The 19,747-nt window shown below is 27.0% G+C and carries 22 protein-coding genes; 1 reads left to right on the forward strand and 21 read right to left on the reverse strand.

The window, feature by feature from the left end; translation table 11 throughout:
• Positions 1-9 precede the first annotated feature (9 nt).
• The 15 genes from AVBRAN9331_RS00130 to AVBRAN9331_RS00200 form a co-directional block, all read right to left on the reverse strand.
• A complete protein-coding gene (locus AVBRAN9331_RS00130; RefSeq protein ID WP_214115745.1) occupies positions 10-546 on the reverse strand; it encodes a hypothetical protein in 537 nt (178 codons plus the stop codon).
• On the reverse strand, positions 543-1,415 hold the full coding sequence (locus tag AVBRAN9331_RS00135; RefSeq protein WP_336612176.1) for a CDC27 family protein: 873 nt from the start codon (positions 1,413-1,415) through the stop codon (positions 543-545). Before AVBRAN9331_RS00135 ends, AVBRAN9331_RS00130 begins: the two co-directional genes overlap by 4 nt.
• The gene (locus AVBRAN9331_RS00140; RefSeq protein ID WP_214115747.1) at positions 1,408-2,235 is read right to left on the reverse strand and encodes an ATP-binding protein; all 828 of its coding nucleotides are present in this window, start codon (positions 2,233-2,235) and stop codon (positions 1,408-1,410) included. Before AVBRAN9331_RS00140 ends, AVBRAN9331_RS00135 begins: the two co-directional genes overlap by 8 nt.
• A 9-nt stretch (positions 2,236-2,244) precedes the next feature.
• Positions 2,245-3,867 (reverse strand): pilus (MSHA type) biogenesis protein MshL, encoded by a 1,623-nt coding sequence (gene mshL / locus AVBRAN9331_RS00145; protein WP_214115748.1) that lies wholly within the window; start codon positions 3,865-3,867, stop codon positions 2,245-2,247.
• A complete protein-coding gene (locus tag AVBRAN9331_RS00150; RefSeq protein WP_214115749.1) occupies positions 3,845-4,213 on the reverse strand; it encodes a hypothetical protein in 369 nt (122 codons plus the stop codon). Before AVBRAN9331_RS00150 ends, mshL begins: the two co-directional genes overlap by 23 nt.
• Complete coding sequence (locus AVBRAN9331_RS00155; protein WP_214115750.1) at positions 4,213-4,908, reverse strand: hypothetical protein; 696 nt, start codon at positions 4,906-4,908, stop codon at positions 4,213-4,215. Before AVBRAN9331_RS00155 ends, AVBRAN9331_RS00150 begins: the two co-directional genes overlap by 1 nt.
• A complete protein-coding gene (locus AVBRAN9331_RS00160; protein WP_214150106.1) occupies positions 4,905-6,593 on the reverse strand; it encodes a hypothetical protein in 1,689 nt (562 codons plus the stop codon). Before AVBRAN9331_RS00160 ends, AVBRAN9331_RS00155 begins: the two co-directional genes overlap by 4 nt.
• 18 nt (positions 6,594-6,611) lie before the next feature.
• Positions 6,612-7,481 carry a GTPase Era gene (gene era, locus AVBRAN9331_RS00165; RefSeq protein ID WP_336612177.1) on the reverse strand — a complete coding sequence of 290 codons (870 nt, stop codon included), beginning with the start codon at positions 7,479-7,481 and terminating at the stop codon, positions 6,612-6,614.
• A complete protein-coding gene (gene hslU / locus AVBRAN9331_RS00170) occupies positions 7,478-8,797 on the reverse strand; it encodes an HslU--HslV peptidase ATPase subunit (RefSeq protein ID WP_214150108.1) in 1,320 nt (439 codons plus the stop codon). The genes era and hslU overlap by 4 nt, the downstream gene beginning before the upstream one ends.
• A 2-nt stretch (positions 8,798-8,799) precedes the next feature.
• Positions 8,800-9,336, reverse strand: a complete 537-nt coding sequence (hslV, locus tag AVBRAN9331_RS00175; RefSeq protein ID WP_214115754.1) for an ATP-dependent protease subunit HslV — start codon at positions 9,334-9,336, stop codon at positions 8,800-8,802.
• Positions 9,336-9,779 (reverse strand): 50S ribosomal protein L9, encoded by a 444-nt coding sequence (gene rplI / locus AVBRAN9331_RS00180; RefSeq protein WP_336612178.1) that lies wholly within the window; start codon positions 9,777-9,779, stop codon positions 9,336-9,338. The genes hslV and rplI overlap by 1 nt, the downstream gene beginning before the upstream one ends.
• Positions 9,780-9,878: 99 nt before the next feature.
• A complete protein-coding gene (locus tag AVBRAN9331_RS00185) occupies positions 9,879-10,595 on the reverse strand; it encodes a tetratricopeptide repeat protein (RefSeq protein WP_336608423.1) in 717 nt (238 codons plus the stop codon).
• Positions 10,596-10,597: 2 nt separating this feature from the next.
• On the reverse strand, positions 10,598-11,080 hold the full coding sequence (locus AVBRAN9331_RS00190; protein WP_214115757.1) for a DUF3972 domain-containing protein: 483 nt from the start codon (positions 11,078-11,080) through the stop codon (positions 10,598-10,600).
• A gap of 8 nt (positions 11,081-11,088) precedes the next feature.
• The gene (locus tag AVBRAN9331_RS00195; RefSeq protein ID WP_214120110.1) at positions 11,089-12,336 is read right to left on the reverse strand and encodes a peptidase U32 family protein; all 1,248 of its coding nucleotides are present in this window, start codon (positions 12,334-12,336) and stop codon (positions 11,089-11,091) included.
• On the reverse strand, positions 12,336-13,052 hold the full coding sequence (locus AVBRAN9331_RS00200) for a chemotaxis protein (RefSeq protein ID WP_214115759.1): 717 nt from the start codon (positions 13,050-13,052) through the stop codon (positions 12,336-12,338). The genes AVBRAN9331_RS00195 and AVBRAN9331_RS00200 overlap by 1 nt, the downstream gene beginning before the upstream one ends.
• Before the next feature lie 83 nt (positions 13,053-13,135).
• Between AVBRAN9331_RS00200 and glnA the strand changes: the two genes are divergently transcribed.
• On the forward strand, positions 13,136-14,566 hold the full coding sequence (glnA, locus tag AVBRAN9331_RS00205; RefSeq protein ID WP_214115760.1) for a type I glutamate--ammonia ligase: 1,431 nt from the start codon (positions 13,136-13,138) through the stop codon (positions 14,564-14,566).
• Between the two features lie 30 nt (positions 14,567-14,596).
• On the opposite strand, the gene AVBRAN9331_RS00210 is transcribed toward glnA, so the two are convergent.
• The 6 genes from AVBRAN9331_RS00210 to AVBRAN9331_RS00235 all read right to left on the reverse strand — a co-directional run bounded on the left by AVBRAN9331_RS00210 (position 14,597) and on the right by AVBRAN9331_RS00235 (position 19,745).
• Complete coding sequence (locus AVBRAN9331_RS00210) at positions 14,597-14,944, reverse strand: cupin domain-containing protein (protein ID WP_336606779.1); 348 nt, start codon at positions 14,942-14,944, stop codon at positions 14,597-14,599.
• Positions 14,945-15,005: 61 nt separating this feature from the next.
• The gene (locus AVBRAN9331_RS00215; RefSeq protein WP_336608427.1) at positions 15,006-15,887 is read right to left on the reverse strand and encodes a glycosyltransferase family 9 protein; all 882 of its coding nucleotides are present in this window, start codon (positions 15,885-15,887) and stop codon (positions 15,006-15,008) included.
• On the reverse strand, positions 15,884-16,759 hold the full coding sequence (locus AVBRAN9331_RS00220; RefSeq protein ID WP_336606781.1) for a lipid A biosynthesis lauroyl acyltransferase: 876 nt from the start codon (positions 16,757-16,759) through the stop codon (positions 15,884-15,886). The genes AVBRAN9331_RS00215 and AVBRAN9331_RS00220 overlap by 4 nt, the downstream gene beginning before the upstream one ends.
• Positions 16,756-17,703 (reverse strand): glycosyltransferase family 9 protein, encoded by a 948-nt coding sequence (locus tag AVBRAN9331_RS00225; RefSeq protein WP_336612179.1) that lies wholly within the window; start codon positions 17,701-17,703, stop codon positions 16,756-16,758. Before AVBRAN9331_RS00225 ends, AVBRAN9331_RS00220 begins: the two co-directional genes overlap by 4 nt.
• Positions 17,684-18,673 carry an OmpA family protein gene (locus AVBRAN9331_RS00230; protein ID WP_214115765.1) on the reverse strand — a complete coding sequence of 330 codons (990 nt, stop codon included), beginning with the start codon at positions 18,671-18,673 and terminating at the stop codon, positions 17,684-17,686. The genes AVBRAN9331_RS00225 and AVBRAN9331_RS00230 overlap by 20 nt, the downstream gene beginning before the upstream one ends.
• A complete protein-coding gene (locus AVBRAN9331_RS00235) occupies positions 18,666-19,745 on the reverse strand; it encodes a MotA/TolQ/ExbB proton channel family protein (RefSeq protein ID WP_214115766.1) in 1,080 nt (359 codons plus the stop codon). The genes AVBRAN9331_RS00230 and AVBRAN9331_RS00235 overlap by 8 nt, the downstream gene beginning before the upstream one ends.
• Positions 19,746-19,747 lie beyond the last annotated feature (2 nt).

The raw sequence follows: 19,747 nt of genomic DNA on the forward strand, positions 1-19,747 counted from the left end.
CAAATTCCATTACCAGTACTCTTTCACTTCTAATATTTGATTGTTTGAATTTAAAATAGTTAAAACCATCTTAGTAAATGGTTTATCAAATCTCAAACTCATTTCATAGATTTTATCATTATATCTAAAAATATATTTATCATTTTCCTTTATATAATTACCTGATATATAATCATCGTAAATATCAGATAAAATATAATCGCACTTAGGTAGCTTAATAGAGCTTATATTAAGGTTATCAACTAGTGCTGAATGCAATAATTTTTTCTTATATAAAATAGTTGAATAATAAACAGCATTAGCTCTTGCTTCTTTTGAATTTCTAAGTGCAATAATAACAGCTGATAGTTTGTTTATATAATCTGTTCTTAAACATGCAATACCATACAAATTCATCAATCCATCATCTTGATTTTTTACAGCTAAATCATATACTAAATTATTGCATACTTTTGAATATTCTTGATTTTCAATAGCTTTATTAATGTCTGCTAAACTAATAGCAAAACAATTTAAAGCTATTAATAAAAAAATAATTTTTCTCATAATTTACCTTCTTTAATTAAGTCTAAAGTTTGTTTAACACGAGTTGAACTATTAGAATTTAAATAATTAGTTAAAGAATTAATAGCTTGCTCTTTTAAACCTAATTTATAACTTGCTTTTGCAAACATAACCCAAGATTTATCATTTTTAACATCTAATTTATTTGCAGTCAATGCCCATTCTCTAGCGTTTTTAAAATCTCCTTTAGAATAATATACATCAGCTATATCTAAAGCAAAATATATACTATTAGTTTCAGAAAATTTTAATTTCAAATATTCTAAATCATCTAATTCTTTTTTGCTTTCTACCTTAGGTGTAGCCTTAGAATTTAAATCAGTAATAACTATTGTGTTAGTTTCTATATTTTTAGGTATATTTTTAATAATGTTATTATTTTTAATATTACTTGATTTTGTTTCACTTATATTTGATTTAAAAGATGAGTTTTTAACATCTATATTCATAATACTTAATGATATAGTTTCATTATTTGTAGTATCTGATAAAGTAGTAGTATTAACTTCTTCTTGTTTAGGCATATCTACTAATTTTTTATCATTATCTGGCTTATTACTAATTACTTCTACTGGTTTATTGATAATATTTTTATTATCTAATATTTTTTCTTTTTCTAATTTAACCTTAGTATCATTTATAATCTTTTTAACTTCATTATTACTTTTTTTTACATTAGTTTCTAATTCGCTAGCACCTTTTGAGTATGCAAAATATATTAAAGCAAATATAAAAATAACAAATATAATAAAAGCTAATATGTATAAAAAGATATACTTTTTCTTTTTTTTCTTACTTGAATAAATTTTCCATTTATTTTCTAATTCTATAACTTCATGTAAATTAAGCATTTAATAAACCTTTATCAAGAGCAGCCATTTCTAATACTTTTTCATTGATTTTTGGATTACTAAACTCACTAAATCTTTCTTGCTCGTAAAATTCATATATTTCAAATGCTTTATACAATAACATATTAACAGTTCTTAAGTTTCCTTTAGTAACGCTATATATAAACTTATAATTTTTATTACTAAAAAATCCTTTATCCAAACCATTCTTTAAAGTTTCTAATTTCTTATTAATATAAGTTTTAATTTCATCTTCACTAGATTCACTAAGTTCAATACTTTCCCAAATTCTAGTAGTAAAATGCTCTTGAGCTAAAATATCCTCATCAGCAATTGTCTTATGAACTGTAAATAAGAATTTAAACATTCTAGTATCTGATAATAGTCTAATTTTTTCTATTAATATATTAGGATACATTTGAGCTTCATCAAGCATTACCATATATCCATCGTATTTTAATTCTTCGGGAGTTTGAGTAACTTTATCCTTAAAAATTCTTAAAAAATCTTCGTATTTTTCAATCTCTACATATTCATTAAAAATTTTTCTATGCAACTCTGTGTAAAATCCTGATTCTGAATAAAATGGCTGTTCTAATAATATAATCTTTTTATTTTTTTCTTTTAAATCTTTTTCTATTTTATTTAATAAAAAAGTCTTACCACAACCTGGCTTACCATAAAACAATACTAATTTTAAAGGCTTTTCTAATGAAGTTATAATCTTATGATAAGCAATCTTAGATTTATCAAGATTGATAAATCTAAGGCTTTCTAAATTGTCTATAAATAATTCTTTAGCTAATGTATATTTATTCAATAGCAACCCTTATTCAACATTATTTATTGAATCAAATTCTTCTGCTTTTTCTTTAAATAAGTTTTTAGTAGCAGTAGGTTTTAAATCTTCTTTATAATCTAGTGCTAAAGAGTATCCTAAATCTTCTAAAGATTTTCTTACTTCTTCTTTATCTTTAGTAAAATCAACAACATGCGGAGTGATAACAAACACTAATTCTGTTTTTTCTTTTGATTTTTGTTTAGAGCCAAATAATTTTCCTAATAAAGGAATGTCTTGTAATACCGGAATTCCATTTTTACTAAATAATTCAGAATCAGTAATAAGACCACCTAAAACAATAGTCTCTCCATCTCTTACTTGAACAACTGTTGATAATTTCTTTTGTTTTGTATCTGGAGCAACAACCCTATAGCCATCTTTAACTTTTTTATCTTCAATATTTATTAGCTCACTAATGCTTGGATTAATTCTTAGCATAATTTTATTATCATCTGATATTTCAGGTAAGATATTTAATAAAATACCTACGAAAATTGATTTTTCTTCATCAGCATCACCCGTGCTACCACTATCTGTAGTTGTGCTACTTCCTTTTAATTTATAATTATATGTATCACCAACCGTGATTAATGCTTGTTGGTTATTTAAAGTTGCGATTTTAGGACTTGAAACAACTTTAACATCTCCACTTTCTTTAAGAAAATTTATCATACCTGTTAGGTTAATACCCATATTTATAGCTATATTTTCATCTCCGTGCCATCTACCTTTATCGGTTTTACCCCAAAATACATTAGAAGTATTTTTTTTATCAGCTAAAATAATAGTGCCATTAGCAGTGTTTCCAATAAGATTTGTAAGAGATGCTCCAGTAGTATCAAATCCTAAATTAAATTGTGTCCAATCTATACCTGTTTTATGAGATTTATTAAGGCTTACTTCAATAATTGAAACATCAATTACTACTTGTTTTTTAAGTGATTCTTGAACTTGATTTAAATAAGTTTCAATCCTATCTAAAATTTCATTACTTGAAGTAACTGTGATTAAACCCGCATTAGCATTGATTGTAGGAGGGGTAATAGGAATATTTTGACCTGAATTTTGAACTATTTCTGAAATCTCTTTACCTATGTTTTTCCAAAAATCAAATTCTTCTTTAGTTTCAATCATATTATCACTATCTGAACTTGAACCTGAACTTGAACTTGAGCTACTGCTATCGCTGCTGCTTGCTTGAGATTCAACATTTGCCTTAGTAATAGCACTACCCTTACGAACTGAAGTAATATAATCTAATTTAAATGTTTTAGTATTTAAACCTTGAATTTTTAAGATATTATTTGAAAAATCATAATCTAAACCTTGTTCAGCAATAAGCAAATCAAAAATGCCATTAATATGCATATTTTTAATACTTATTCCATCTTGTCTAGTACTCAATATTCCTTTTGAATATGAATCTTTATAAACTACACTAAAATCACATACTTTTGATAATTGATTAATTATTTCGTAAGCTGAAGTATCTTCTTTATTTACTTTAATATCAAAAGCTCTTTTTGAGCAATCTGCTGCACTTAATGAGCTAGATAGCATTAGCGCTGCACTTAAAGATATAATAGTTTTATTTAACACTGATTTGAACATTCTGATTATCCTTTAAATTAAGTTCTACATAATTAATTGAATTTGAAAGACCAACTCTTTCATTATTAATACTAACTACCCTATAACCTGCAGTAATTATTTCGTTTAAACCATACCATTTTTGATTGATTTTCACTCTTTTATCTACAATAGCATATAAAGTAAAAGTTATAACCTCGTCTGATTTGATTTTGTCCTTATAAAAAGGATCATTTGTTTTTGTAATTTCAAGATAGTCTATTGTATTTCTAACTTGAACTAATTCATTAAATTTATTGTCAAGTTCTGTTCTTGTCATAGCAAAAATTGCTTGAATACAAACTAATATACATAATACTTTTTTCATTAATATTTAATCCCCCATATTGAGATTTTAACATCAGCTTGAATGTCATTTGTATAAACTTTGTTATTTTCGCCACCATTATTATCATTATTAGGATTATCTGTAGGCTCAATTTTATATAGTTTAAGCATATTTACATCTACAACATCAATTGATTTTTCTAAGCTATTTACAAAATGTAAAATATTTTGGAATTTACCAGTTAAAGAAAATTGAACATTAAAAACTTCTTCTACTTTTTGACTTACCAAATCATTTACACTACTTCTTACATCACCTAAAACTACTTGATATTTTTTAGATAATTCATTAATTTTAGCCATAAACTCAGACCAATTTTTTTGATTATATAATAATTTTGACGCTTCTTTTAATTTATCATCAAAATACATATTCTCATCACTGATTTCTTTTCTTGCTTTTTCTTCACTAATGATATCTTGTGTTAATTTTTGTATTCTTGAGTTTTGCTTTTCTCTTTCAATAAAATCATCAAGTCTTCTTAACTCTTCTTTAGCTTTATTTAATAATTCTGTTTGTTCTGCCACATACTGCTCTGAACTCTCATATGTATAATCATAGATTAAATAACCAAATAAAAATACACACATAAATATACTCATATAGAATATATTAGTATTAGGCTGCTTTTCGTAATAATTATCTATTTTATCAAAAATACTACCTTGTTTCATCTTAAAACCTTTATTACAATATTACTTTCATGCTCTTTATCTTTATCATCAAGATTTAATATCTTAATCAATACATCTCTTGATTCAATACTATAAGTATCATCAGCACCTATTTCTTTTAAGAATGAAGTTATACCTGTTGAAGTTCCTTTTAAATTAACATTTATAATATCATTATCAAAAGACATACTTGTTACTTTAATATTGCTTTGATTTAAGATACTAGCCATTTTTGTAGCTGCACTAGCTTTTGATAGATAATTAACTTTTTTATCATAAATATTATCTAAAAGTGTATATCTAAATTCTAAAGTTCTTCTAGCTTCATTTACTTCAGCTGATAAACTAGATAATCTACTTTCAAGGTTTTTAATTTCATTATCAATTCTTGTATATTCTGTTTGTTTAGCAGGAATTTTTTCACTAGTATCTCTTTCTTCTACTTCAATAAATTTACCATTTATGTAATTATATATAGGATAAATACTAGCCAATACAATAACAGCCAAAATTGATAAAATTAACTTCCCAGAATATCTCTTCGCAAAAGGTGGTGGTCTTAAGAATGTAGATATGTTGAACACATCATTTGGCATTTTTAATTGTTCATTAGCTCTTAACAAGCTTAATAAAACAAATGGATTAATCCTTAATTCTCCGCCTTCTTTTTCAGGAGTAGTTGTAAATTCAGAAGGTGTATTAACCTCAACGGTAAAATTTCTAATATTTTTAAATAAATCATATTTAATTTTATGGATATTAACAAATTCTGCTACTTCAAGACTATTAATTCCGATTTCAACTTTATTATTAAGCATAGTTTCAAGTATAATATCATCATCAAGACACCTAAAGCAAGAAAACAATACTTCAACTTTTTTTAAGAAATTTTGACTTAACCCAATATCAGTTCCTACAAATACTTTTGTAATAGTAACATTATCTAATTGAGCACCTCTTAATATTAAAGATAAATTGTTAATTAAGAATTTAAAAGACTCGCTTAAAACCTTATTAAGTGAAACTCTTTTTGCATCGTCTACATGGTCAAAACCATATTTTGATAATTCATTTAAAAACATATGTTCAGGAATTCTCTCTCCTAAATCATGAGAAAAACTACCATGTAACATATCTATGCTAAGTTTATTAATAATCTTATAGTTTATTAATTCTCCATCTTTATACACAGTAAGTGTTGTATATGTTTTATGAAAATATATAAATACTTGAACTCCATCACTTTCTATAAGTTTGCTTGTATAATAATTTTGATACATCAATGGTTCAATATCTATATAATCAATATACTGAAGCTTATTAGCTACATCTTTAAATTCTGTTTCAATTTTTTCATTTTCTACTACAAATACATTATATACTGTATTAATTCCCATACTAGCATTAGAAATACTATAAGATATCTTATAATCCTTGTCTATATCTAATTCTAACACTTCATAAGTTTTATTTGTAATTATACTGATTTCATCCTCATCTGTATCGTTTGGAACCTCAACAGAAGCATACTTTACATTTTCACCTGGCATATAGGTAATATTGTAAGCAGAATTGCTTTTTTCCTTAACGGTAATTTCACTAAGGACATTATCAGCAAGTTTATAGAGTTTTTTTGTACTTGAATCAAAAGCGACCAATTCTCTTTTTTTCGCTGTTTTCGCCATTTAAATACCTTTTATTTTTTATTGTTTTAAGCCTACTTTTTTTAAAAAGTTCTCATTATCGTACCATTTTTTTTGAACTTTTGCAACCAACTTTAAGTTAATTTTTAATAAAAAAACTTCAGCAATTCTTTTCCTAGCAACTATTCCAATACGCTTAATTGTATTAGCATTTCGACCAATTAGCATTGCTTTATGATTTTCTGAATCTGTAATAATATCGGCATAAATAGTTAAAAAATTATCTTTTTCTATAATTTTATTAATTAACACTTCACAACAATATGGCAATTCATCACTAAGATTTTGATAAATGCTTTCTATTATTAATTCTTTAATAACATCTTTAGTTGTTTTATCAGTGCTAAATTCTGGGTCAAAAAAATATGGGTGTTCTGGTAAATACTTTACCATCTCATCTAATAATTTATTTTTATAGAATTTACTTTTTGATGAATAAGGAATGATATTAGGAACAATATCTAATTTATTAAATTCTTCTAATTTATCTAACAATTTTTTAGGTTCAACCAAATCAACTTTGTTTATAACTACAATATGCTCAACCTTTGGCTTTAAATCTAAAAATTTTTTATATTCATCTAAACTATCAAAAATACTCATAACGAATACAATCAAATCACACTCATCTAAGCTCTTTTTAGCAGCTTCTATTAATAGTTGATTGAAATTCTTATTGCTTTCGTGTAGGCCTGGAGTATCTATTAATATTATTTGATTTTCATCGTGCATTATTACCACATTCATTTTTCTTCTTGTGGCATTTTCTTTATGTGATACTAGGCAAATATTTTCGCCTAGTAAAGAATTAATCATTGTGCTTTTACCGGCATTTGTTCTGCCGATTACACTTACAAAACCGCTTTTCATAAAATATATCTTGCTATATCTTGATTTTCTATAATAGAGCCTAATTTATCATCAACTAATTTTGTATCTATTACACAATCTTTATCTTTGTATTTATCACACTCATAAGAAATATCTTCTACTAATTTTTCAATAACAGTATGTAAGCGTCTAGCACCTATATCTTCCATACTTTCATTTGCTTGTGCTGCTATTTTTGCAATTTTTTTAATAGCATCATCTTCAAACACTAAATTAACTCCTTCAGTTTCTAAAAGTGCTTTATATTGTTTTAAAAGTGAGTTTTTAGGTCTTGTTAAAATCTCATACAATTCATCAGCACCCAAGCTATCAAGCTCAACTCTTAGTGGAAATCTACCTTGTAATTCAGGGATTAAATCACTTGGCTTACTTAAATGAAATGCACCTGCTGCAATAAATAATATATGATCAGTTTTTACATTACCTAATTTAGTATTTACTACACTACCTTCTACGATAGGTAACAAATCTCTTTGAACACCTTCTTTGCTAGGGTCTTGTCTACTTGAATTACCCGAGCTTACCGCAACTTTATCTATCTCATCAATAAAGATTATGCCTTCATTTTGAACTCTTTTTAAGGCTTCATCTTTAATACTTTCATTATCTAAAACACTATCTGTTAATTCAGTTTCTAAAACTTTTCTAGCGTCTTTAATTTTTAACTCTTTTTTCACTTTTTTATCAGCAATACCAATTACTTTTACCATCTCTTGCATACTTGCAAGTTCTGGTGGTAGATTTGGATTTGTCTCAAGTGAGCGTTGGGTTACATAAATTTCTATAACCTTATCTTCAAATTCTTTATTTCTTAGACGCTCTTTCATCTTTTCTAAGCTAGTTTCATACTCTGCTTGTTTTTCTTCACTAACACCTTTTGGTAATGGCGGTAATAATTTTTCTAAAATTTTATTTTCTATTAATTCAGCTAATCTTGATTTGTTTTTTTCTAAATGCTCGTTTTTTACTAAAGTTAAAGCCGCATTAGCTAAATCTCTTACCATACTTTCTACATCACGACCAACAAAACCAACTTCAGTATATTTACTAGCTTCTACTTTAATAAAAGGTAAGCCCATTAATTTAGCAATTCTTCTTGCAATTTCTGTTTTACCCACACCTGTGCTTCCTATCATTAAAATATTTTTAGGAACAACATCATCTTGCATACTTTCTTCAAGCTTTAATCTTCTATATCTATTTCTTAAAGCAATAGCAATTACCTTTTTAGCCTTTTCTTGACCTATTACATATTCATCTAAAAATTCAACAATTTCTTTAGGTAACATCTGCATTCTTAATCCCTTAATTCATAAGTAGTTATATTTGTGTTTGTATAAATACAAATCTCTCCTGCAATTTTAAGACTTTCTTTAACTAAAGTTAATTCATCTAAATTCGCATGATTATGCAATGCTCTTGCAGCACTAAGTGCGTATGCTCCACCACTTCCAATAGCACAAATGCACTCATCTTGTGGCACAACTACATCGCCTGTCCCGCTTAATAAAAAGATTTGTTTTCTGTTTAAAACTATCATCATAGCTTCAAGTTTTCTTAAGTATTTATCTTTTCTCCACTCTTTTGAAAACTCAATAACAGCTCTTTCTAAATCTCCTTTTTTACTCTCAAGCATTTTTTCAAACATATCAAATAAAGTAAAAGCATCAGCAGTGCTTCCTGCAAAACCTGCTAATACTTTTCCTTCATAAAGCTTTCTAAGTTTTACTGCATTACCCTTTAAAACCGTATTTCCAAAAGTAACTTGCCCGTCACCACCAATTACTGAAGCGTCTTTTCCTTTATAAGCTAAAATCGTAGTAGCGTGAAACATTAAGCACCTTTTACCACTACTACAAATTCAGCAACAATGCCATGACCTAATTTTGCACTCACTTTATACTCACCTTCTGCTTTAATAGCATAATCTTGAATGCTTTTTTTATCAAGTTCAAGGTTAAATTGCTCTTTAATAGCGTGTGAAATTTCATCTTTTGTAACTCCACCAAATAATGCTCCATTAGCACCTAATTGTTTTTTAATAATAGCTTTTTTATCAGCTAAACTATCTTTTAATTTATTCATTAATTCAAGTTCATATCTGTCTTGCTCTTCTTTTTTCTTTAAATCACTTGCGTGTTTTCTAAGCACTTCTGTGCTAGCAACTTTTGCAAAACCTTTACCGATTAAGAAATTTTGACCATAACCATCTTTTACTTCCTTAACTTCTCCGGCTTTACCTAAGCCTTTTACATCTTTAATTAATAAAACTTTCATAATTTCTCCTTTTTGTAATATTATTGATTGTAATAAAAAAAAGTATATTTTACGCAAATTATTATGTGGAATTTAAATCTATAATGAATGATTTAAATTCTAATACTTTATTTGATTAAGTATGTCGTAATTATAACAACCCATCTGCTCGCCTAAATCACAAGCTTTTTTACTTAATTTAAGCGCTTTATTATAGTCTTCTTTTACACCTTCGCCATTAAAATAAGCAAGAGCTAAATTATTGCAAGCCATAGGATATTCTCCATCACAAGCTTTTTCATATAATTTAATTGCTTTATTGTAATCTTGTTCTACGCCTTTTCCTTCGCTATACGAAACGCCAGCATTATAACAAGCATTAAAAACTTCTCCATCGCAAGCTTTTTCATACAACTTGATTGATTTACTATAATCTTGCTTTACACCTTGTCCAATATAATAAGAATTACCTAAATTATAACACGCTTCAAAAATATCTGCATTACAAGCTTTTTCATATAAGTTATTTGCTTTTTTATCATCTTGTTTTATACTTTTTCCATTTTTATATATCCAGCCTAAACCAAAACAAGCACCAAACTCATTTGCATCACAAGCTTTTTTAAATAGCTTAATTACTTTTGAATAATCTTGCTTTACATATTTTTCTTGACTATAAATATAACCTAAAAAACTGCAAGACTTAAAATTATCTTTAGCACATTCTTTTTCCCAAATTTTAGCAGCTTTTTCGTATTCTTTATTTTTATAATACTCTAAACCTTGATTAGCAAAACAAAACACGCTAATAAATACAAATAATAATAATTTTCTCATTTTTATTCTTTAATATCTTTTTGATAATTTTCTACAGCTTTATTCCACATTAGTTTATATTTGCGTTTAAGATATTCAATTTCTTCTCTAGCTAATTCTAATTCTTTATTTAGAGTATCTATTACTTTTCTATCTTCATCATAAAGCTCTTGCATAGAATAAAGTGCTTCTTTTAAAAAGGCATTTTCACCCCTTAAAACTTCTAAAGTTTCATCTTTTGCATCTAAGACTTTCTCGTGAAGATTAAGAATAGTTCCTATTGTCTTTTCTATAAAATTACCTGCAGGGGTATTTGCAATATCTTGAACTTCTATGTTTTTATCTTTTACAGGAACGATTGCAAAAGTCCCTGCATTTGCTTCTATTAAAAGCTTTTCATTTTCATATTTGTGTTTTAATGAACCACTTTTAATCATAGCCATTACAACTTCTTCATTCAAATGAACTAATTTGCAAAATTCACTAAGTTCAAGATATGTTTGCATAAAAACTCCTATGCTCTTAAAAAGCTAAATTCTGGCAATAAAGATGGGCTTAAAATCTCATTTATATTGCCACTATGTAATTCGCTAAATTCTTTATTGTTCTCATTTATAAGCTTTTTAAATTTGCAAAAATATTTATCATCACGCTTATAAATTTCGCCTATTTCATTATTCACTAATTCAATATTTGCATTTAATGGAGCAAATATTTCGTATTCATAATCTTTTTTAATAATTCCCTTACTAGCTATGCTTTTACCATTTTCGCTAAACCCATGCACTTGCATTGTGCCTTGCATTATTGAAGTTTCGTGATTTTGAGTATCATCTTTTTCATAAGGTCTAGCCATTAAATACCCATCAGTAAATCCACGAGATTTTAAAGTATTTAACTCATCATCATATTTTTTCGCATCAAATTGATTATTTAAAGTATCAATTACAGCTTGTTTGTAAGTTCTAGTTGCACAAGCTACATAATATTCACTCTTAGTTCTTCCTTCTATTTTAAAGGCATTTATGGCATTTTTTTCCATAATTTTGTCTATATAATTAGCAAGCTTTAAATCTTTAGAATTAAAAATATGTGTTCCTAAATCATCTTCTACTATTCTAAATAAAGCATTATTTTCTGGATTTTTCGCATATAATTCATAAGGAAATCTACAATCATTAGCACATGCACCAAGATTTGAGCGTCTTCCACTCTGAACTGCTGATATTAAACACCTTCCACTATAAGCAAAACACATTGAGCCATGCACAAATGCTTCTATTTCAATATCTGCATTTTTTGCTATATCACAAGCATCTTTTAAGCCTAATTCTCTAGCAATTACAACTCTTTTTGCACCTAAATCCTTATAAACTAAAGCATCTTCATAATTTAAAATATTTGCTTGAGTGCTAACATGGATAGGAATATTAGGAGCTATTTGTTTTGCTAATCTCATAGCACCTATACTAGCGATTATTAAAGCATCAGGTTTTAGCTCGGCAAGTAAGGCTAAATGTCTTTTAAGACCTTCTAATTGAGCACTCACATGAAAACCATTAACCGTTGCATAAACTTGCACACCTTTGCTATGAGCATATTTTATACCTTCTGCAAAGCTAGTTTCATCAAATTCTTTAGCAGCACGAGAGCGTAAAGAAAACGATGAAAGTCCTGCATAAACAGCATCAGCACCATAATTTACAGCAATTTTTAATTTTTTTAAATTACCTGCTGGAGCAATTATTTGTGGAGTTAGCATTATTTTTTACCTAATGACGCAATTAATGCTTCAATATCATCATTTGTAACCAAATCAGCTGTGCTATCTCCTTCAATATGAACAGCACTACTAACTCTTTTTTCATCATCAATTCTACCTTCAAACAAGCTATTCATATACTTAGATAACGCTCTCATTACATTAATTACACGCTCAATTTTTTGTCTATGAATATCTTGATATTGCATAGCATCCATTGCCATCATAGCTTCATCTTGTCCCATTGCTAAATTATCTAATGCTTCATCAATTTTTGCTAATTGTTCTTTACATTCAGCTAAACATTCACTAAATTTATTAACATTAGGAAATTTCTCATTTAAAGTTGTAAATAACTCAACTTGATTTTGAACTGATTTTTTAAAGGTTTTTATAATCTTTTCAGCAGTTGCAAAATAATCCATCATTGTTTCAATTTTTTCAAGTAATTCAGTAGCTTTAACTTCACTATCACGAGTTACATCATCTAATTGATTTACAACTTTATGATCTTCTGTTGGTGGTGGTGGTGGCCAAGATTTCCTTGAATCTGGTCTATATGATTTATATTCTTCTTCTAAACTCAATTCTTCATCTTCTAAATCTTCAATTGCTTCACTAGGCTCTACAACTTCTTCTTTTATATCATTAACAATTTCATCTTCAAAATCATCAAGCCCACCAGCCATTAAAGCATCTAATTCTTCTTGCGTCATTATTTTTCTTCCTTAAAATAATACTTAATTAAAAAATATTAGCTAAAATCATAGCTAATCAAATCTAACTTAAGGTTAAAAAAATGGCTAAATTTGTAAATAATGTTACCGAATTCTTTGATTTTTGCATAAGCAATGAAATAAAGTTTGTAGATTTTAGATTTACTTCTCTTGATGGCACTTGGAATCATCATACATACACTATGAAAAGTGTAACAAAAGATACACTTACTAATGGAATTCCTTTTGATGCAAGCTCATATAAAGGCTGGCAACCAATTGAAAAAAGTGATATGATATTAATCCCTGATGTTACAACAACTTTTATTGACCCATTTACAAGCGACAATACCGTTATTGTAATCTGTGATATTTTTGATGTTTATAAAAATGATTTTTATGAAAAATGCCCAAGAACAATAGCAAAAAGAACTCTTAAAATGCTAGAAAGTAGCGATATTGCTGATACTGCGTATTTTGGTGCTGAAAATGAATTTTTCATCTTTGATGATATCAAAATCGTAGATACAATGAATTATGCTATGTATCAAATAGACACAGAAGAAGGTGAATGGAATGATGGTAAGCATTATGAAGACGCTTATAACACCGGTCATCGCCCAAGAAGAAAAGGTGGTTACACTCCAGTTCCTCCTGTTGATAGTATGCAAGATTTAAGAGCTGAAATGGTTCAAGTTTTAGAGCGTGTTGGTATTGAATGCTTTGTTCATCACCACGAAAACGCACAAGGTCAAGGAGAAATTGGGGTTAAGTTTAATACTTTAGTAGAAGCTGCTGATAATGTTCAAATATATAAATATGTAGTAAAAATGGTAGCTCATCTAAATGGTAAAACTGCTACATTTATGCCAAAACCACTTCATCTTGATAATGGTAGCGGAATGCACGTTCATATGAGCTTATTTAAAAATGGTAAAAACTTATTCTATGATAAAAGTGGCTATGCAGGACTTAGCAAGACTGCAATTCATTATATAGGTGGGGTTTTAAGACACGCAAGAAGTGTAACAGCATTTACAAATCCAACTACTAATTCTTATAAAAGATTAATCCCAGGGTTTGAAGCTCCATCAATTCTAACTTACTCTTGTCAAAATCGTTCAGCTAGTTGTAGAGTGCCTTATGGAATTAACGAAAAAAGTGCTAGAGTTGAAATGCGTTTTCCTGATAGTTCTAGCAATGTGTATTTGGCATTTTCATCAATGCTTTTAGCAGGTCTTGATGGAATTAAAAATGAGCTTACTGCAGCTGGACCTATGGATGAGAATTTATTTAAATTAAGCCTTGATGAAATTAGAGAAAAAGGAATAGAACAATTACCACATACTCTAAGGGGTGCTTTAGAGAGCTTAATCCGTGATAATGCTTATTTAAAACCTGCATTTACTGATGTTTGCATACAAGATTATCAACATATGAAGTTTAAAAATCAAGTTTGGCCAGTAGAACAACGCCCAACTGCATACGAATTTAAAACTACATATTCTTGCTAATTATTTAGAGGTTGAAAAACCTCTAAAGTATTAATCAATTTGAACGCTTTTTACCCTACTAAAATTATCATTTTTTGCAAGACTTAGTCTAATTATACTATCTTCATTAGCAATTAAACTATGATTAATATTAGCAGCTACTTTTATACTCATCAAATCTTTTAGATTTATACTTTTATTATCAATTACAAACTCAATATCCCCTTTTAAAACCTGAACCACAATCACTCCTGGAGCTTTATGCTCTTGCATAATTTTACCTTTTGGTAAAATAATTTGGATTTCTTTGTTTGCTTCATCATCATAAATTGGAGTTATTTTTAACTCACTTGAATTGCCTTGCCATTCTTTTACTTCATAAATTACATTAAATTTCATAAAATCTCCTTTGAATAATTTTAGGAGTATTTTACTCTTTAAAGAAATAAAAAGACTTGATTTATCTCATTTGTTCTAATACAAATTCAGGTGTCATTTGTTTCATACAATTGTGGTGCTTTAAAGGGCATACTTTTTTAGCACAAGGAGAACAAGGCAAAAACAATGAAAATAACTTACCATTATTACAAAAAGGATATGTTTGTTTTGTATTCGTAGGTCCGAAAAATGCTAGAACTTTTATATTAAAACTAGCACCTAAATGCATAATTCCACTATCATTTGCCAATAAATAATCAAGGCTAGAAACTGCTAAAGCCAATCTTTTAATATTAGTTTTACCACACAAATTAATGGCTTTTATATCGTATTTTTTAAGCTCATCTTCAATAAAATTACAAATTCCAGCTTCATTTTTAGTCCCAAAAAGTATTATTTTATGCTCTTTAAAAGTGCTAGCAATTTTTGCAAAATAACTAGGCTCATAGCATTTAGCAGCACCATAATTAGCACCAGCTGCTATTCCTATTAGTTTTCTTGTTTTAAGCTTTTTAAAAGGTAAAGCTGTGTTTAATTGCTCGTCTAATCCAAGTGGCTTTATTAGATTAAAATATTTTAAAACTTGATGAGTATTATCACTTTTGTTTGCTTTAAAATAAAATTTTTTCTTAGCATTTAATATAAATAATAAAAACTTAGATGACAAACTTGCTTTAAATGAAATTCCTAAATCAAATTCTTCTTTTAAAGCTTTAATTTGTTTTAATCTTTGTTTTTTTATCTCTACTACAATTTCACCTAAATCCTTATAAAGCTCACAAGCTACAAAACTTCCATAAAAAGTAATTTTTGCATTAGGATATTTTTTAATTAAAGCATTAATAGCACCAGCAGCCATAATAGCATCGCCTAGCCAATTAGGTAAATATATAAAAATTTTCAATACTCATCCCCATAAAATGTCTTAAATCTTTTGTGAAACCAAAAATACTCGCTAGGATTTTTTTCCCACATTTTTTTCGTGCATTCTAATTGATAAAAACTAAGTTCTTCTATTGTTTTTTCACTAGCCTTTAATGGCTTAAAAAACTCTATACAATAACCATCGCTAATTTCATAAATATAAACAGGCAATAAATAAGCATCACACCTTTTAGCTATAAGACTTGCTGCATTGCTTTGAGTAACTTTTCTACCATATAAAATAAACTCGCTACTTTCTTTAATATGTGCGTCTTGATCGCTTACAATTCCTACTAATTCATTATTGTTTAAAGCCTTAATCATAGGTCTTAAAGCATTTGTTTTTTCTATTAGTTTTACTCCGAAATTTTCTCTATATTTAGTAAGTATGGCATTAATTTTTGCACTCTCTAAGGCTCTTCCAATTATATTAATTTTACAATTATACTTAATAGCAACAGCAGATGGCAAAATCTCCCAATATCCATAATGTGCTGTTGTAAAAACTATTTTTGCATTAGCACTTAATAAATCTTGTAAATATTCTTCGTTTTTGAATAATTTTATTTGTTTTAATAATTTTTCTTGGCTTATATTTTGATTTTTTACCATTGATAATATATAAAAGGCAAATTTTTTATAAACTTGTTTGGTAATTTCTATACTTTTTGGAGCTTGTGTGAGTTTGCAAAAATGCTCTAAGTTTTTTAAGATTATATTTTTATGTTTTTTATTAATTCTAAATGCTAGGCTACCGATTAAATTAGCAAAGAATTTTAAAATCTTATTGGGAATTAATTTTAGTAAAAAATTAAAAAAATAAAAAATAAAAATATATAAATAATCTCTCATTTGCTAAAAACCTTACTAATAATATCTAAAACTTTTTCTTTATTTACATCGCTAAATTTATAAAAATAATGTTGTAAATTAGATGGACTTATTAATCTTTTTGCAGGTTTTTTATCACATTCGTTTAAAAAAGTTATATTAGGACGATTTAAAACCACAGCAATATGAGTAGTCCCGCTATCATTTCCTATGATTAATTTTGCTAATTTGCTTAAAAACACTAATTCATTTAATGAAATTTTAGGCAAAACTTTAGCATTTTTACATTCTTTTACAATCTCATTTGCTCTATCAAGTTCTATTTGAGAACCCCAACTAAGCAATATTTTATAATCACAATTTTTACAAATATCAATCAATTTTTCTAAAGGAAGCATTTTATTTATCTTGCTTGAACCATTATGTAATAATATAAATTCATCTTCTACTAAAGGCTTTATTTTATTCATAATATTTTGAGTTTTTATATCATCATAAATTAATACATCGCTAGTTACCAACTCATCATTTTTAAATTCTTTTAAAGCAAAGCGAGTTAATTCAAGGCTTCTTTTATACACATTTTCTAAATAATCACAATTGCAATGGTTTTTATAAAAATAATAAGCTAATTTTTCTCTTAAGCCATTTTTAGAATATCCATAAGAATTTGCACTCAAATAATTTGCTAAAAAACCTGATTTTATTCTTCCTTGATAATCAATACTAATATCATATAATTTTTTTAAATGTTTTATCTCTTTTAATGCTTTTATTGGGTGTTTTTTGAGTGGTAATGAATAAATATTATCAAACCAAATAAGTCCATCAAGTAAAAAATAAAACCTAGAATCCACAAAAAAATCAATCCTAGCTTTAGGATATGCAGCTCTTATATAATTAATATGCCATAGCATATGAAAAATATCGCCCATTGCACTAAGTCTAATTATTGCTATTTTCACTTAAATCCTTTGAAATTACGCTTTCAAATTCCTTGATTGCTTGTTCATTTGAAAATTGTAATTTTATTTCTATTCTTCTGCTTGCTTGTTTATCTTCAACGCCATCTTTAAATTTTAAATCATTATAGCTTTTGCCAACTGCTACAAGTAGTTTTTCTAATCTTTTATCATTATAAAACGAATTAATAAATTTCATAATCTCCAAAGCTCTTTTTTGAGATAACTCAAGATTATAAGTAAATCCACCAACACTATCAGTATGTCCTTCAATCACTATACTATCAATATTAGCTAGAATTTCAGGTGAGCTAAGCAAGGCATCAAAATACTTAATTAGAGTTTTTTTAAGCTCTTCTTTTGCACTATCTTTAATCAAATACTCCGCACTATCAAACAAAATACTAGCATTTAAGCTAATACTGCCTGAATTCAGATTGATTAAAATATCATTTGATAATTTATTTTGTAAAGCTTGAATTAATTTTGTTTTATTATTTTTAAGCTTTTCGTATTCAACCTTAAACCCACTCAATTGCTTTGCTAATTCGTCTATTTTATCATCTTTATTTTTTATTTTTATTTCAGTATCTTCAAGATTTTTAAGTAGCATTAAAATCTGTGCGTCTTTTTTGTCAATATTGCTTAATAATTCTTCCTTATTTTTTGCATTTTCATCTAAATTAAGAAGCAATTTTTTAATATAATCATTTGCATCTTTATTTTTATTTAGCTCATCGTTTAATGAAATATTGAGTTTTTCAAGCTCTTCATTTAACGAGCTCAAAAGCTCATCTTTACTAATTATTAAAGCTTTTGATTCATCTAAATGTTTTTGTTCATTTTTTAGCTCATTTTGTGTAAAAATATATTTTAAAACAATAGCACTAAGAACTAAAATAAATACAAACAACAATCCAGCCATCAAATCAGCATAAACTATCCAAAAATTATTATTATCTTTATTACGCATTATTTATTTTATTTAATACCTGATTTGCTTCTTTACTAAGGTTTTCAATATCAGCTTTTAATTCATCAACTATTCTAAATTCGTGTTTTTCATCTTCATAAATATTTTTAAAATCTAATAATTTAGCTTCTAAATCTTCTTTTAATTTAGCAAATTCTTTCAAGCTATTTTCAATTCTTAATGAAAATTCATCTATCTTTTCTTGCATTTGCTTAGTATTTTTATTGCTTAATTCTAAAGATTTTTGAGCTAAATTTGTATGAACTATCGCAATTTTTTCATAAGATTTAAATAATTCTTTAAAACCCGTAAATTTATCTTGATGGAGTTTTGATATTTCATTAAAAAACTCATTATCATAAAGCTTTGATAATAATAAATTTGTATTAGAAAATAACTCACTATTTTTTCTAAGAGAAATTCTTTCTAATTCTTCTTTACTCCAAAAATATTTTTTACTATTAATTCTATAATTTTCTTTAAAATTATTAATTTTAGCAATACCAAGTCTTGAATAAAACATCCACCAAATAGTAAGAAAAATCCCATAAATTGAAACATAAAAAGCAGTTGAAATTCCACTAAGCAATAAGCTAATTTCTCCTTCAAGCGCAGCCGAACTACCTACTTTAAAATCAGGCATAGATATTGCAATACTTATAAAAGTTCCTAAAATTCCAATCATTGGAAAAACAGCACTAGCAATATATCCAAATGAAAGTGGCTTTAGCTTATGTAAATAATTATCAAAAAATTCATCAAAACTCACATTAGCCTTACTAATTTCATCAATTCTTAAAGAATTATCTTTAATAAAATCTTTTAAATCATTTTCAAAAATTGACGAATTTTTTTTAATTTTTGCATATACACAATATTCATTTTGCGGTGCAAAAAACATAGCAAATACTAAGAGCACAGCACACATTATAATAGTATGTAATGGCATAATAAGTTTTATAATATTTAAATAAGCTAAAATCGCTAACACGAAGACTAATAAAGGTAAAAAGATTAAAAACAAAAAAGAAGAAAATACACTTTTCTTCTTTTTAATAATTATTGTTTGCAAGA

It is taken from the genome of Campylobacter sp. RM9331 (genome assembly GCF_020137685.1).
Taxonomy (GTDB): Bacteria; Campylobacterota; Campylobacteria; order Campylobacterales; family Campylobacteraceae; genus Campylobacter_E.

Bases quoted from the DNA above. Each gene is read 5' to 3' on its own strand.
- AVBRAN9331_RS00200 (WP_214115759.1), bottom strand. From the start codon at position 13,052: ATGACGCAAGAAGAATTAGATGCTTTAATGGCTGGTGGGCTTGATGAT.
- AVBRAN9331_RS00230 (WP_214115765.1), bottom strand. From the start codon at position 18,673: ATGCGTAATAAAGATAATAATAATTTTTGGATAGTTTATGCTGATTTG.
- AVBRAN9331_RS00150 (WP_214115749.1), bottom strand. From the start codon at position 4,213: ATGAAAAAAGTATTATGTATATTAGTTTGTATTCAAGCAATTTTTGCT.
- glnA (WP_214115760.1), top strand. From the start codon at position 13,136: ATGGCTAAATTTGTAAATAATGTTACCGAATTCTTTGATTTTTGCATA.
- AVBRAN9331_RS00130 (WP_214115745.1), bottom strand. From the start codon at position 546: ATGAGAAAAATTATTTTTTTATTAATAGCTTTAAATTGTTTTGCTATT.
- AVBRAN9331_RS00155 (WP_214115750.1), bottom strand. From the start codon at position 4,908: ATGAAACAAGGTAGTATTTTTGATAAAATAGATAATTATTACGAAAAG.
- hslV (WP_214115754.1), bottom strand. From the start codon at position 9,336: ATGTTTCACGCTACTACGATTTTAGCTTATAAAGGAAAAGACGCTTCA.
- AVBRAN9331_RS00160 (WP_214150106.1), bottom strand. From the start codon at position 6,593: ATGGCGAAAACAGCGAAAAAAAGAGAATTGGTCGCTTTTGATTCAAGT.
- mshL (WP_214115748.1), bottom strand. From the start codon at position 3,867: ATGTTCAAATCAGTGTTAAATAAAACTATTATATCTTTAAGTGCAGCG.
- AVBRAN9331_RS00135 (WP_336612176.1), bottom strand. From the start codon at position 1,415: ATGCTTAATTTACATGAAGTTATAGAATTAGAAAATAAATGGAAAATT.
- AVBRAN9331_RS00190 (WP_214115757.1), bottom strand. From the start codon at position 11,080: ATGCAAACATATCTTGAACTTAGTGAATTTTGCAAATTAGTTCATTTG.
- AVBRAN9331_RS00220 (WP_336606781.1), bottom strand. From the start codon at position 16,759: ATGAGAGATTATTTATATATTTTTATTTTTTATTTTTTTAATTTTTTA.
- era (WP_336612177.1), bottom strand. From the start codon at position 7,481: ATGAAAAGCGGTTTTGTAAGTGTAATCGGCAGAACAAATGCCGGTAAA.
- AVBRAN9331_RS00185 (WP_336608423.1), bottom strand. From the start codon at position 10,595: ATGAGAAAATTATTATTATTTGTATTTATTAGCGTGTTTTGTTTTGCT.
- hslU (WP_214150108.1), bottom strand. From the start codon at position 8,797: ATGCAGATGTTACCTAAAGAAATTGTTGAATTTTTAGATGAATATGTA.
- AVBRAN9331_RS00210 (WP_336606779.1), bottom strand. From the start codon at position 14,944: ATGAAATTTAATGTAATTTATGAAGTAAAAGAATGGCAAGGCAATTCA.
- AVBRAN9331_RS00195 (WP_214120110.1), bottom strand. From the start codon at position 12,336: ATGCTAACTCCACAAATAATTGCTCCAGCAGGTAATTTAAAAAAATTA.
- rplI (WP_336612178.1), bottom strand. From the start codon at position 9,779: ATGAAAGTTTTATTAATTAAAGATGTAAAAGGCTTAGGTAAAGCCGGA.